The organism is Petropleomorpha daqingensis (genome assembly GCF_013408985.1).
Classification (GTDB): Bacteria; Actinomycetota; Actinomycetes; order Mycobacteriales; family Geodermatophilaceae; genus Petropleomorpha; species Petropleomorpha daqingensis.
The window spans coordinates 1,721,940-1,735,448 of sequence record NZ_JACBZT010000001.1 but is presented as its reverse complement, the minus strand read 5'-3'; the positions used below and the strand labels follow the sequence as shown (position 1 = coordinate 1,735,448).

Genomic DNA, 13,509 nt, shown 5'->3' with positions numbered 1-13,509 from the left:
GCTGGTCAGACGGCATGAACGGAGTGCCAGGGGCGCGCTTTCCGCGCCGTGGCACTCCGTTCACGTCAGACGTCGAGGAAGCGGACGTCCTTGGCGTTGCGCGTGATGAAGGACCGCCGGGCCTCGACGTCCTCGCCCATGAGCACGCTGAAGATCTCGTCGGCGGCGGCCGCGTCCTCCAGCGTCACCTGCGAGAGGATCCGCGACTCGGGGTTCATCGTGGTCTCCCACAGCTCCTTGGCGTCCATCTCGCCCAGGCCCTTGTACCGCTGGATCGCGTCGTCCTTGGGCAGCTTGCGCCCGGCCTCGGCGCCGGCCTTGAGGACGGCGTCGCGCTCCTTGTCGGAGTACACGTACTCGTCGCCGACCTTGCCGCCCCACTTGATCTTGTACAGCGGCGGGTTGGCCAGGTACACGTGGCCCGCCTCGACCAGCGGCCGCATGAAGCGGAACAGCAGGGTCAGCAGCAGCGTGCGGATGTGCTGGCCGTCGACGTCGGCGTCGGCCATCAGCACGATCTTGTGGTACCGGAGCTTCGACAGGTCGAACTCGTCGTGGATGCCGGTGCCGAACGCCGTGATCATCGACTGGACCTCGGTGTTCTTGAGCACCCGGTCGATGCGCGCCTTCTCGACGTTGATGATCTTGCCGCGGATCGGCAGGATCGCCTGGAACATCGAGTCGCGGCCGGACTTGGCCGAGCCGCCGGCCGAGTCACCCTCGACGATGTAGACCTCGGAGTTGCGCGGGTCGGTCGAGCGGCAGTCGGCCAGCTTGCCCGGCAGCGAGTTGTTGTTGAGGACGTTCTTGCGCGCCAGCTTGCGGGCGTCCTGCGCCGCGCGGCGGGCACGGGCGGCCGAGCTCGCCTTGACGATGATCGTCTTGGCCTCGGTCGGGTTGGCCTCGAACCAGTGGGTGATCTGGTCGTTGCAGACCCGCTGCACGAAGCCCTTGACCTCGGTGTTGCCGAGCTTGGTCTTCGTCTGGCCCTCGAACTGCGGGTCGCCGAGCTTGACCGAGACGACGGCGGCCAGACCCTCGCGGATGTCCTCGCCGGTGAGCTTCTCGTCCTTCTCCTTGAGCAGCTTCTTGTCGACCGCGTACTTGTTGACGATCGAGGTCAGCGCGGCGCGGAAGCCCTCTTCGTGGGTGCCGCCCTCGTGGGTGTTGATGACGTTGGCGAACGTGTAGACCGACTCGGAGTACGCCTCGGACCACTGCATGGCGACGTCGACCGACATGCGCATGTCGTTCTTGCCGGTGCCCTCGGCGGCGAAGCTGATCACCGACTTGTGGATCGGGGTCTTCTTCGCGTTGATGTGGGCGACGTAGTCGACCAGACCGCCGTCGTACTTGTAGGTGATCTCGGTGGCCTCGAACGCGGCGGCCTCGGCGCCGGGCGCCGGCGCCTCCTCGGCGACGGAGATCTCGTCGGCCAGACCGGTCTCGGCCTTGCCCTGACCCGGGCGCTCGTCGCGCAGGACGATCTTCAGGCCCTTGTTGAGGAAGGCCATCTCCTGCAGGCGGCGGTTGATCGTGTCGAACGAGTAGGTCGTCGTCTCGAAGATGCCGCCGTCGGCCCAGAAGGTGACCGCGGTGCCGCGCTTCTTGGTCGGGCCGACCTCTTCCAGCGGACCGGGCTTGGCCTCGTTGTAGACCTGGTGCCACTCCTTGCCGTCGCGCCAGACGCGGACGTCGAGCCGCGTCGACAGCGCGTTGACGACGGTGACGCCGACGCCGTGCAGACCGCCGGAGACGCCGTAGCTCTTGCCGTCGAACTTCCCGCCCGCGTGCAGGACGGTCATGATCACCTCGACGGTCGGGCGCTTCTCGACCGGGTGCATGTCCACCGGCATGCCACGACCGTTGTCCTCGACCCGGACACCGCCGTCGGCGAGCAGGGTCACCTGGACCGTGTCGCAGTAGCCGGCCAGCGCCTCGTCGACGGCGTTGTCGACGACCTCCCACACCATGTGGTGCAGGCCGCGCTCGCCGGTGGAGCCGATGTACATACCGGGGCGCTTGCGCACCGCCTCGAGCCCCTCGAGCACGGTGATGGAGCTGCCGGAGTACGTGTTCTCTGGCTTGGGTCGAGCGACCACGTGGGGCCTTCCTCTCGCGCAACCGGCGCACCTCGACCCCGACGACGACGGAGGGCACGAAGGCGCAGAACGGCGCTGAGCCGGTTGCTGGCGGTTTCTGCCGTCGAGTCTACCCGGGGCTACGACAGGAATGCCGCCGTCCACGCCCTCAGGGCGGATCTGCGCCACTTTCGACTCGTCCGCCACCCCCGGTCCTGCCCGGGCGGGTGACACGCCGTCCTCGGGGCGGCTGGACGGCTTGCCCGTTCCACGTGGAACACGCCCCGGACGGCGACCCGGCTACACGCCGGCGAGGGCCCCCAGGCACGCACCCAGCAGCCGGGCGTGGTGCTCGATCAGCGAGCCGCGGTGCGGCAGGGCGCGGATCGCGGCGAGGTGACCACCCGCGGTCCAGAACTCGTCGCGGTCGTCGCCGGCGAGCAGCAGCCCGCGCACCGCCGGGTCGGCGACCAGCCGGCGAAGCTCCGGGGTGTCCTGCTCGGTGAGCAGCACCCACCGGGTGTCGAACTCGGCGTCCCCGCTGGGCAGCTGCAGCAGGCCTCCGGTGCGGTGCTTCCACAGCCGCGCCGGCGACAGCCGCATCCGCGGCAGCGGGATCAGCACCGGCGCCGCGGTCACCGCGTACTCGACCTGGCGGACCCGCCCCGACACGTAGGTGACGTCGAAGGCCACCAGCTCGATCGAGCCGGCCCGGCCGCGGACGACGCCGGTCGCGCGGTGCTCCTTGCCGATCCGCCGCGCCGGCGCGGTGTCGATCAGCTCCTGCAGGACGGCGTCCTGCGGACCGGTGCCGTCGGACAGCGTCCAGCCGTGCCTGATCGCCCAGTCCTGCGCGCTGGACTCGCCCACGACCAGCGGCTCCTCGGCCGGGCCGCCCCACGAGCCCAGCCACCCGCCCGCCCGGTCGGCGGCGGGGGGCTCGGCGGTGGGCGGCGGGCCCTGGTACTCCTCCTGCGCCGGGCCGCGCTCGGCCGGCGGCAGCGACCAGCCCGGCGGCTCCCACGGGGCCGAGCGGTCCGGCTCGCCGGAGCGGTCCTGCCCGCCGCCCAGGTGCGACGGCTCGCGCCAGCCGGCGCCCTCGTCACGGCCGTCCCCGGCGTCGTTCCGGTCGGTGCTCATGCCTGCCTCATGGCTGGATCGCCCTCATCCGTAGGTGTCGCGCGGCCCTCGGCCGCGCACGGAGCGCGGGCCCTTCTTCCACGAGGGCGCCGTCGGTCCGACAACGCGCAACTTCGTCACGACGTCCCCGCCGACCGAGGCGCGCAGCTTGCTCAGGATCGTGGGGGCGAGCAGCCGCAGCTGCGTCGCCCAGGCCGTGGACTCCGCGACGACGAGCAGCTCGCCGTCGGTGAGGGTCTGCGGCTCGCAGTGGGCGGCGATGTCCGCACCGACCAGCGTCGACCACCGGCCGAAGACCGTGCCGACCTTGGTGTGCTCCGACCAGTCCTGCGCGCTGACCAGCGAGTCCACCAGCCGGCCGAGCGGCTGGGGGTCGTCCTCGCTCGCCCGCGGGCCGGTCCAGGCGCGGCGGGGGCCGGCGATCCGGCGGCGCGTGGGCTGGGGACGCGCGGCCGAGGCCGCCCGGGCCGCCTCCAGGGCGGCGCGGGCGATGTCGCTCGGCCGCGCCGGCCGCTCATCGGTCACCGGGCACCTCCATCAGCTCCGCATGGTCCTCGTCGCCGGCGTCGTCGAGCGGCACCGCCGCGCCGTCGGCCACCCGCACCACGTGCCGGCGCAGCTCCGCCGGCACGTCCTCCAGGACGGCGGCGGTGATCAGCGTCTGCTCGGCCGTGCGGGCCACCCCGGCCAACGCGGCCCGCCGGTCGGCGTCCAGGGTGGCGAAGACGTCGTCGAGCACGAGGACCGGCTCCTGGCCGTCGGCCCGGAACAGCGCGAAGGTGGCCAGCTTCAGCGACAGCGCGAGCGACCAGGACTCGCCGTGGCTGGCGAAGCCCTTCGCCGGGGCCGGCCCGAGGTGGATCACCAGGTCGTCGCGGTGCGGGCCGACCAGCGTCATCCCGCGGTCGACCTCCTCGCGGCGCCGCTCCTCGATGCGGGCGCGCAGCGCGGCGGCCAGCTCGTCGGCCGTGGGCAGCGTCGTCCCCTCGGTCAGCGGGGCGCCGTCGCCGGCCAGCGGCACCGTGCTGGTGTAGCCGAGCGCCGCGCTCGCGGCGTCCGGCCCGGCCACGTCGGCGTAGGCCCGGGCCATGTGCGGGGCGAGGTCGGCGATCAGCCGCAGCCGCGCGGCCAGCAGCTGGCTGCCGAGGTCGACGAGGTGGCCGTTCCAGACGTCGAGGGTGGCCAGCGCGTCACCGCGGGCCAGCCGCGCCGTCTTGAGCAGCGCGTTGCGCTGCTTGAGCACGCGGTCGTAGTCGCTGCGGACGCCGGCCAGCCGCGGCGTGCGGCTGACCAGCAGCTCGTCGAGGAACCGGCGGCGCTCGGTGGGGTCGCCGCGGACCAGGGCGAGGTCCTCGGGGGCGAACAGCACGCTCTTCACCACGCCGATCAGCTCGCGCGGCCGCTGCAGCGGTGCCCGGTTGACCCGCACCCGGTTGGCCCGGCCCGGGTTGACCTCGATCTCGACCAGCAGCTCCCGGTCGCCCCGGCGGACGGCCGCGCGGACCACCGCCTGCCCGTCGCCGTGGCGGACCAGCGGACTGTCGGAGGACACGCGGTGGCTGCTCAGGGTGGCCAGGTAGCCGACCGCCTCGACGAGGTTGGTCTTGCCCTCGCCGTTGCGGCCGACGAACACCGTGGGACCGGGGAGCAGCGCCAGGTCCACCCGCTCCCAGTTGCGGAACGAGCCGAGCTGCAGGTGCCGGACGTACACCTCAGCTGGTGACCGTCGACGTCATGCGGGGCGCTCGGCCTCCTGCGCCGCGACCGCGCGGACGGCGTGCCCGCCGAACTGGTTGCGCAGGGCGGCGACCGCCTTCATGGTCGGGGAGTCGTCCTGGCGCGAGACGAAGCGGGCGAACAGCGACGCCGCGATCGCCGGCATCGGGACGGCGTGCTCGATCGCCGCCTCGACCGTCCACCGGCCCTCGCCGGAGTCCTCGGCGTAGCCGCGGATCCGGTCCAGCTGCGGGTCCTCGTCCAGCGCCCGGACCAGCAGGTCGAGCAGCCAGGAGCGGATGACGGTGCCCTGCGTCCACGAGGCGATGACGCCGGGGACGTCGTCCACCAGGTCGGTGGCCTCGAGCAGCTCGTAGCCCTCGCCGTAGGCCTGCATCATCGCGTACTCGATGCCGTTGTGGATCATCTTCGAGAAGTGGCCGGCGCCCGCCTTGCCGGCGTGCACGAAGCCCGCGGCGGGCAGCTCCTGGCCCGACTCGTCGGTCTGCGCCGGCGGCTTGAGCGCGTCGAAGATCGGCTGGACCGTCGCCACGTGGTCCTTGTCGCCGCCGACCATGAGCGCGTAGCCGTTCTGCAGGCCCCACACCCCGCCGGAGACCCCGCAGTCCAGGTAGCCGATGCCCTTCGCACCGAGCTCCTGGGCGTGCAGCTGGTCGTCGGTCCACTTGGAGTTGCCGCCGTCGACGACGATGTCGCCCGCGCTGAGCAGGCCGCCGAGCTCACGGACCACCGACCGGGTCGGGTCGCCGGAGGGCACCATCACCCAGACGACGCGGGGGGCGTCCAGCGCCTGGACCAGCTTCTCCAGGCTGTCGACGTCCCGTTTCGGCGAGGACCTGTCGAAGCCGACCACCTCGTGACCGGCGCGGCGGATCCGCTCGGCCATGTTGCCGCCCATCTTGCCCAGCCCGACCAGCCCCAGCTGCACGGTGACGTCCCCTCTCGAGCGATCTCTGAAGTCCGAGTGCGCCGTGCCCGGGAGGCACCGCGCTGACACCTCAGCCTGGCAGCCGGACCGGCATGATCAGGTAGCGGTAGCTGCCGCTGCGCTCGGCCGGCCGCGCCGGGGCGTCCCCCTCGTCGTCGGTCGCCGGCTCGTCGACCCCGGAGAGGACGGCGGGCTTGAGCGGGCTGGTGAAGTCCATCCGCGCCCGCGGCGTGTGGACGGCGGCCAGCCCGTCGAGCAGGAACGTCGGGTTGAAGCCGATGGTCAGCGGCTCGCCGTCGAACTCGACGTCGCAGCGCTCCTCGGCCTGGCCCTCGTCGTCGGTGCCGCCGGCGCGCAGCGTCACCTGCCCCGGGGTGAACTCGCAGCGCAGCGGCGTGCCGCGCTCGGCCACGAGGGCGACGCGCTTGGCGGCGTCGGTGAACAGGCCGACGGGCAGGACGGCGTGCGCCGCGGACTCGCTCGGCATGATCGCGCGGTACTTCACGAACTCGGCGTCCAGCAGCCGGGTGGTGGTCTGCCGGTCCTTGCCGGACAGGCCCAGGATTCCCTCGCCCGAGCCGCCCGAGGACAGCGATACGACGATCTCCGGCCCGCTGGTCAGCGTCTTGGCCGCGTCGGCGAGCGTGCGCGCGGGCACCAGCACCGCCGCCGAGACGCCGGGGGTCTCCGGCCGCCAGGCGAACTCGCGCACGGCCAGCCGGTAGCGGTCGGTGGCGGCGAGGGTGATCAGGTCGTCCTCGATCTCCAGCCGCACGCCGGTGAGCATCGGGAGGGTGTCGTCGCGGCCGGCGGCGACGGCGACCTGGCCGACCGCCTCGGCGAAGACGTCGCTGTCGACGACACCCGCGGACGACGGCATGGCCGGCAGCGACGGGTAGTCCTCCACCGGCAGCGTCGGCAGGCTGAACCGCGCGTTGCTGCAGGCGATCGCCAGCCGCGGACCCTCGGCGGTGATCTCGACCGGGTGCGGCGGCAGGGCCCGGGTGATCTCGGCCAGCAGCCGGCCGGGGACCAGCGCGCGGCCGCCCTCGGTGGCGTGCACGTCGACCTCGGCCCGGGCGGACACCTCGTAGTCGAAGCCCGAGACCGAGAGCTGGTTCCCGTCGACCTCCAGCAGGATGCCGGCGAGCACCGGTACGGAGGGACGCGGCGGAAGGCTGCGCGCCGTCCAGGCGACGGCGTCGGCGAGCACCTCGCGTGCCACGCGGAACTTCATCTCTCGACCCACTTCAGCTCAGCCCGTGCCCGTCGACGGCGGTGTGCCGTCCCCGAGTCCGGGACGCTCCCGTGCTCTCTCGTTGCTCATCGTGCCTGGTGCGGTCGTCCAGGGGGAAACCGCGGCTCTTCTTCAACCCGTTGGGGTCCCGATCTGGCCCCTCCTCGAGCGGGATCCCCACCCAGACTGGGGTTCGAGAAAACCTCGAGATATCTCCTTCATCCTCGTCATCACTGGTGTGGAAGCTGGGGAGAACCCCCGACCGCGCAGGTCAGCGCGGGAATCGACATGTTGGCTCGTTGTGGGTGGCCGGCGTCGTCCTGTTGTCGACACGTGGACATCTCGACGGCCGTGCACACGTCGGCGTCGTCGTCCACGATCTGTCCCCTGTCTGCCCCCTGTGCGTCCCCAGCCCGTCCGCAGGCCGCCCGGTCCGTTCCGCGACGTACCACCAGGGCTTTTGCAAAAGCGCAGGTCAGCGGCCCGAATTACATCGCACTGCAAGTACGGTCCCGGGCTCGACCGCAAGCCCCTCGGGACGACGGAGAGGTGAACAGTGCGCGTCGGTGACCCGACGTGAGCCGGTCCGCACGCGGATTCCCCAACCTGTGCACATCCCTGGGGACAACTTCTCGACGAGTCGACCGACCGGAGCCGCCCGATCGCCCGTCGACCGCGCGGGACGTGGGGTTACGCCATGCACACGGTTCCCCACAGCTGTGGAGAAGTCGACCTGGCGACCGTGCCGGCCGCGGTCGGCGGGTCAGTTGCGGGCGCGGCTCTTGATGCGGGCCGTCAGCTCGGTGACCTGCGTGTACGTCGCGCGGCGCTCGCTCATCAGGTTGGTGATCTTCTTGACCGCGTGCATGACCGTGGTGTGGTCCTTGCCGCCGAAGGAGGCGCCGATCCGCGGCAGCGACAGCTCGGTCAGCTCGCGGCAGAGGTACATCGCGATCTGCCGGGCGTTGACCAGCGTGCGGCTGCGGTTGGTGCCCTGCAGCTCCTCCATCGTCACGGAGAAGTACTCCGCCGTGGCCGCCATGATGATCGCCGCGGTGATCTGGGGACCCTGCTCGTCGCTGATCAGGTCCTTGAGCACCAGCTCGGCCAGCGGCAGGTCGACCTGCTGCTTGTTCAGGCTGGCGAAGGCGGTCACCCGGATCAGCGCGCCCTCGAGCTCGCGGATGTTGGTCTGCACCTTGCTGGCGATGAACTCCAGCACCGGGTCGGGGACCTGCAGCCGCTCGCCCCACGCCTTCTTGCGCAGGATCGCGATGCGGGTCTCGAGGTCCGGCGCCTGGACGTCGGTGATCAGGCCCCACTCGAACCGCGTCCGGAGCCGGTCCTCCAGCGTCGTCAGCTTCTTCGGCGGCCGGTCGGAGGTGATGACGATCTGCTTGCTGGCGTTGTGCAGCGTGTTGAACGTGTGGAAGAACTCCTCCTGCGTCCGCTCGGCGCGCTCCAGGAACTGGATGTCGTCGATGAGCAGGAAGTCGATGTCGCGGTAGCGGCGGCGGAAGTCCTCCGCGCGGCCGGAGTGCACCAGGTTGATGAACTCGTTGGTGAACTCCTCGGTGCTGACGTAGCGCACCTTGACGTTGGGGAACATCCGCGCCGCGTAGTGCCCGATCGCGTGCAGCAGGTGGGTCTTGCCCAGCCCGGACTCCCCGTAGATGAACAGCGGGTTGTAGGCGCGCGCCGGGGCCTCGGCGACGGCGACGGCCGCGGCATGGGCGAACCGGTTCGAGTTGCCGATGACGAAACTGTCGAAGACGTACTTGGGGTTCAGGCCCGGGTCGGCCGGGGTGGCCGCCGCCTGCCGGCGCGTCCGCGGGCCGGCGTCGGTGCTCCCGCGCCGCCCCTCGGGAGCGGGCAGGTCCAGGTCGAACGGCAGGACGTCGGCCGTCGGCCCGGTGTCGTCGCCGGCGCCCGCCTCGGGTGCGGCCGGCGTCTCCGGCGCCCAGGCGGCCGGGCTCCAGTCCTCGGGTGCGCCTCGGTCGGGGGTCGGCCGGCCGGGGACGTCGTCCGACCCCGTGGCCGGCTCGCGCTCCCAGACCGGCAGGGCGTCGGTGCGCACCCCGAAGGCGCTGCGGCCGTCGTCGGCCCGCGCGCGGTCCTCGTCGTCCTCGTCCCGGCTGGGCTCGGGCGGTGACCACGGCCGGCGGACGGGCGGCTCGTGCGCGGTGGAAAGCTGGTCGGCCGGCGCGTCCTCCAGCTGGACGGCGACGCGGATGTCGCGGCCGAACTGCTCGGACAGGGCCTCCGAGAGCACCCGGCGCATCCGGGACTCCAGCACGGTCTGGGTGAACTCGTTCGGCGCGGCCAGCACGGCGGTGTCCTCGACCAGGCCCAGCGGCCGGGTCAGGTTGAGCATCGCGTTCTGCTGAGGGGACAGGCTCGTGGCCAATCGCTCGCGGATCTGGTCCCAGACCGTCGCCAGGTCCAGCGTGGCATCGGTCATGCCCGTCGTCCTCCCCATTGCCCGTGTTCTCCGGGCCGAGCCCGGTCGTCCCCCGCGGTGCGCGTCCGCCTGCGCCCGGCCTGTGGATACCCGAACACACGGGGTCCACATCGCTGTCCACAGGGTGTGCACGATCGACGCCCGTCGTCCACCGGGGACCGCGGTCGCGGTCCTGGAGGACGATATCGGCGCTGGTCAGGGCCCTGTGTGGCAACGGACGGGGGAACGGCCACGCCGGTCGGACCGACGGGTCCGCCCCGGTGCCGGGCCGCTACGACCCGACGCGGAGCGACGGCGACGCTAACAGCCTCATCCACAGCCCGGCAACGATCGCCGGACGTTCTTCGGCGCGTCGGCGCGAGTTCACGCCGCTGTCGCCACGGCGTGCCTGGGTGCGGTTGGCGAGGGCGTCGTGCAGCCTGGAACGTCGGCTCCCCGGGCGGTGCCCGGCAGCGGTCGATCCTCGGCTATGCTGGTCGGAGTCTGCGATGGCGCCGCGGTTCGGCGCAGGGTCTGCCCTGCCCACCGGTCGCCGTCGTGGGGAAACCAGCTTCCGGGGGTCTCCCCCGAGCGTGCCCGTCGGCCGGCGGGCACGCCCCCGCCGATGTCGTTGCAGTAGGAGTACCTCGTGAGCAAGCGCACGTTCCAGCCGAACAACCGTCGCCGGTCCAAGACCCACGGCTTCCGGCTGCGGATGCGCACCCGCGCCGGTCGGGCGATCATCGCCGGTCGCCGGCGCAAGGGTCGCGAGAAGCTCTCCGCCTGAGGTGTTGCCCGCGCAGGCCCGCCTGCGCCGGCGTCCGGAGTTCACCGCGGTCGTCCGGTCGGGGCGACGCGTCGGGCGGTCGACCATGGTGCTCCACTACCTTCCCCAGCGCCCCGCCGCTCCCGGTGGGGTAGCCGCCGCCGGTCCGCGCGCGGGCTTCGTCGTCGGCCGCACCGTGGGCAACTCCGTGGTCCGCCACCGGGTGACCCGGCGGCTGCGTGCCGTCGTCCTCGGCGAGCTGCACCGCCTGCCCCCGACCGCCGACCTCGTCGTCCGTGCCCGCCCCGAGGCGGCCGAGGCGACCTCCGAGCGGCTGCGCCGGGATCTGGCCTCCGGGCTCGACCGCGTCCTCGGGGAGCAGGTCCGGTGAGGACCGCCCTGCTGGCCGTCGTCCGCTTCTACCAGCGGGCGATCAGCCCTGCCTTCCCGCCGCGGTGCCGGTTCTACCCGTCCTGCAGCGCCTACGCGCTCGAGGCGATCGAGCTGCACGGCGCCGCGCGCGGCAGCTGGCTGGCGCTGCGCCGGCTGGCCAAGTGCGCCCCCTGGCACCCCGGCGGGGTCGACCTCGTTCCCGGGTCAGGAACCGCTGGGGCGGGCCACACGTCGTCCACAGCGGCGTCCGATCTCGCCACCCCGCCGGCCCGCCGGGCCCCGTCGGAGGAGTCCGCCGTTGCTTGACTGGCTGTACACCGCCATCTCCTGGGTGCTGGAGCAGTGGCACGCCCTGTTCTCCACGTTCCTGGATCCGGCCGGCGGCATCACCTGGGCCCTGTCGATCATGTTCCTGGTCGTCACGATCCGGCTGCTGCTGTTCCGCCTGTTCATCCGCCAGGTGAAGTCGCAGCGGGCGATGCAGGAGATCCAGCCGGAGATCCAGAAGCTGCGCAAGCAGTACGGCAGCGACCGGCAGGGCTTCAGCCAGGCGGTCATGGCGCTGCAGAAGGAGCGCGGCGTCAACCCGCTGGCCGGCTGCCTGCCGATCCTGCCGCAGATCCCGGTCTTCATCTCGCTGTTCCACGTGCTGCGCCGGCTCAAGCCGGGCGCCGCGGGTCTGTACGGCTGGTCCTACGAGCTGACCCAGCAGGCCGCCACGGCCAAGCTGTTCGGCGTCGCGCCGATCTCGGCGTCGCTGACGATGCAGGAGCCGAAGAAGAGCTCGATCCTCGCCATCCCGGGCGTCACGCAGGCCGGCATCACGACGGTCTGCATCGTCCTGATCATCGTCATGGTCCTGACCAGCTACTACACGCAGCGGCAGATCATGAAGCGATCGGGCCCGGTCGAGGGCCAGGCCGCCATGGTGCAGAAGCTGATGCTCTACGGCATGCCGCTGGGCCTGCTCGTCTCGGGCTCGCTGTTCCCGATCGGCGTCCTGCTCTACTGGTTCACCAACAACCTGTGGACCCTGGGCCAGCAGTTCTACATCCTCAAGAAGCTGCCCCCGCCGCCCGGATCGCCGGCCGCGCTGGCCGCCGCCGCCGCCGAGAAGGCGGCCATCGACCCCAAGGCGCTCGCCCCCAAGCCCGGCGCGAAGCCGGTGCGCGGCAAGGGCGGCCGCCCGGTGCTCCCGACCGCGGCTCCCGCTGCGGATGCCGAGCCCACCACCGGTTCGGACGGCGCCACCTCCCCGGTGGCGCCCACCGAGTCCGACCGCACCCAGGGCAACGGCGCGTCGCCGAACGGCTCGACCGCGCCGGCACCGGGTGCACGCCCACCGGGCAAGCCCAAACGCAAGCGCCGCTGACCGGCGCCCCGCGTCCGTCCCGGGACGCCCCTGCCGGCGCCGACCGGCCATCGACCACCCGCACCGACGAGGAGGATTCCCGTGAGCGCTCCGCAGCAGCCCGCGACCGTTGAGCCCGAGGCCGCCCCGGACCTGCCGGACACCGACGACGACAGCGACGACGCGCTCGTCGACGACGTGAGCGACGACGAGAACGACAGCGAAGACGACGCGGGCGACGACACCGGCCGGGGCACCGACCGGGACGGCGGCTCCGACGACCTGCTGGTCCGTGAGGGCGACGTCGCCGGGGACTACCTCGAGCGGCTGCTCGACATCCTCGACGTCGACGGCGACATCGACCTGGACGTCGAGGGCGACCGGGCCTCGGTGGCGATCGTCGGCGGCCAGCTCGACGACCTCATCGGCCAGGAGGGCCAGGTCCTCGAGGCCCTGCAGGAGCTGACCCGGCTCGCGGTGGCCCAGTCCACCGGAGTGCGCAGCCGGCTGATGCTCGACGTCGGCGGCTTCCGGGCCAAGCGGCGGGCGGACCTCTCCTCGCTCGCCGGTGAGGCGGCACGCCGGGTGGCGCAGAGCCGCCAGCCCGAGCGCCTCACGCCGATGAACCCGTTCGAGCGCAAGGTCGTGCACGACGTCATCGCCGCGGTGAGCGGCGTGCGCAGCGAGTCGGAGGGCGAGGAGCCCAACCGTCGCGTGGTCATCCTCCCCGAGGCGTGAGGCTTCCGGACGAATCCGTTCCGCCTGCGCCGGACGTCGCCCGCGCCGTCTTCGGCGACGCCCTCCCGCAGGCGGAGCGCTACGTCGCCCGCCTCGCCTCGGACGGCGTCACCCGGGGCCTGATCGGGCCGCGCGAGGTCTCCCGGCTGTGGGAGCGGCACGTGCTCAACAGCGCGGCGGTGGCCGAGGCCGTCCCCGACGGCGCCCGCGTGGTCGACGTGGGCAGCGGGGCCGGCCTGCCCGGCATCCCCCTCGGGTTGGCCCGTCCCGACATCTCTCTATCCCTCGTCGAGCCGATGGCCCGGCGCGTGGAGTTCCTCGAGGAGGCCGTCGCCGAGCTCGGCGCGCCCTGGCGCGTGGTCCGCGGCCGGGCCGAGGACCGCTCGGTGGGCGCCGCGGTGGGCCAGGTGGACGTCGTCACCGCCCGGGCGGTGGCCGCGCTCCCCCGGCTCGTCGCCTGGTGCCGCGGACTGCTCCGCCCGGGGGCCCAACTGGTCGCCCTCGTCGGCGCGCGGGCCGTGGCGGAACTGCCGGCGCTCGTGCCCGAACTCGAGGCGGCAGGCATGCGCGAGATCCGTGCACGGGCTGTCGGCGCCGCGCTCGGAGAGGCTGCCACTACCGTGGTGGTGATGACCCGCGCGGAACGCTGACGGCGACACCGTCCGCTGTTCCACGTGGAACCGATGAGAAGTGCCCGA

13 protein-coding genes are annotated in these 13,509 nt (G+C 72.6%); 6 read left to right on the top strand and 7 right to left on the bottom strand.

Annotated features, from left to right (window positions below; genetic code table 11):
* Positions 1–65: 65 nt before the first annotated feature.
* The 7 genes from gyrB to dnaA form a co-directional block, all read right to left on the bottom strand.
* On the bottom strand, positions 66–2,102 hold the full coding sequence (gene gyrB / locus GGQ55_RS08580; protein ID WP_179716057.1) for a DNA topoisomerase (ATP-hydrolyzing) subunit B: 2,037 nt from the start codon (positions 2,100–2,102) through the stop codon (positions 66–68).
* A 279-nt stretch (positions 2,103–2,381) separates the two neighbouring features.
* Positions 2,382–3,221 (bottom strand): hypothetical protein, encoded by an 840-nt coding sequence (locus tag GGQ55_RS08575; protein ID WP_179716056.1) that lies wholly within the window; start codon positions 3,219–3,221, stop codon positions 2,382–2,384.
* 24 nt (positions 3,222–3,245) lie between these two features.
* Positions 3,246–3,746, bottom strand: a complete 501-nt coding sequence (locus GGQ55_RS08570) for a DciA family protein (RefSeq protein WP_179716055.1) — start codon at positions 3,744–3,746, stop codon at positions 3,246–3,248.
* The gene (recF, locus tag GGQ55_RS08565) at positions 3,736–4,932 is read right to left on the bottom strand and encodes a DNA replication/repair protein RecF (RefSeq protein WP_179716054.1); all 1,197 of its coding nucleotides are present in this window, start codon (positions 4,930–4,932) and stop codon (positions 3,736–3,738) included. Before recF ends, GGQ55_RS08570 begins: the two co-directional genes overlap by 11 nt.
* A gap of 21 nt (positions 4,933–4,953) precedes the next feature.
* The gene (gene gnd, locus GGQ55_RS08560; protein WP_179716053.1) at positions 4,954–5,886 is read right to left on the bottom strand and encodes a phosphogluconate dehydrogenase (NAD(+)-dependent, decarboxylating); all 933 of its coding nucleotides are present in this window, start codon (positions 5,884–5,886) and stop codon (positions 4,954–4,956) included.
* 70 nt (positions 5,887–5,956) lie between these two features.
* Positions 5,957–7,123, bottom strand: a complete 1,167-nt coding sequence (gene dnaN, locus GGQ55_RS08555; RefSeq protein WP_179716052.1) for a DNA polymerase III subunit beta — start codon at positions 7,121–7,123, stop codon at positions 5,957–5,959.
* 763 nt (positions 7,124–7,886) lie between these two features.
* Complete coding sequence (gene dnaA / locus GGQ55_RS08550; protein ID WP_179716051.1) at positions 7,887–9,584, bottom strand: chromosomal replication initiator protein DnaA; 1,698 nt, start codon at positions 9,582–9,584, stop codon at positions 7,887–7,889.
* A 628-nt stretch (positions 9,585–10,212) separates the two neighbouring features.
* Here dnaA and rpmH point away from each other — a divergent pair.
* The 6 genes from rpmH (at position 10,213) to rsmG (ending at position 13,461) form a co-directional block, all read left to right on the top strand.
* Complete coding sequence (gene rpmH / locus GGQ55_RS08545; protein ID WP_089305879.1) at positions 10,213–10,350, top strand: 50S ribosomal protein L34; 138 nt, start codon at positions 10,213–10,215, stop codon at positions 10,348–10,350.
* A 1-nt stretch (position 10,351) separates the two neighbouring features.
* Positions 10,352–10,720 carry a ribonuclease P protein component gene (gene rnpA / locus GGQ55_RS08540; protein WP_179716049.1) on the top strand — a complete coding sequence of 123 codons (369 nt, stop codon included), beginning with the start codon at positions 10,352–10,354 and terminating at the stop codon, positions 10,718–10,720.
* Positions 10,717–11,028, top strand: coding sequence for a membrane protein insertion efficiency factor YidD (gene yidD / locus GGQ55_RS08535; protein WP_366489011.1), 312 nt, complete (start codon positions 10,717–10,719; stop codon positions 11,026–11,028). Before rnpA ends, yidD begins: the two co-directional genes overlap by 4 nt.
* Complete coding sequence (yidC, locus tag GGQ55_RS08530) at positions 11,021–12,094, top strand: membrane protein insertase YidC (protein WP_179716047.1); 1,074 nt, start codon at positions 11,021–11,023, stop codon at positions 12,092–12,094. Before yidD ends, yidC begins: the two co-directional genes overlap by 8 nt.
* 81 nt (positions 12,095–12,175) lie before the next feature.
* Positions 12,176–12,811, top strand: coding sequence for a Jag family protein (locus GGQ55_RS08525; RefSeq protein ID WP_179716045.1), 636 nt, complete (start codon positions 12,176–12,178; stop codon positions 12,809–12,811).
* Positions 12,808–13,461, top strand: coding sequence for a 16S rRNA (guanine(527)-N(7))-methyltransferase RsmG (rsmG, locus tag GGQ55_RS08520; protein WP_179716043.1), 654 nt, complete (start codon positions 12,808–12,810; stop codon positions 13,459–13,461). The genes GGQ55_RS08525 and rsmG overlap by 4 nt, the downstream gene beginning before the upstream one ends.
* Positions 13,462–13,509 lie beyond the last annotated feature (48 nt).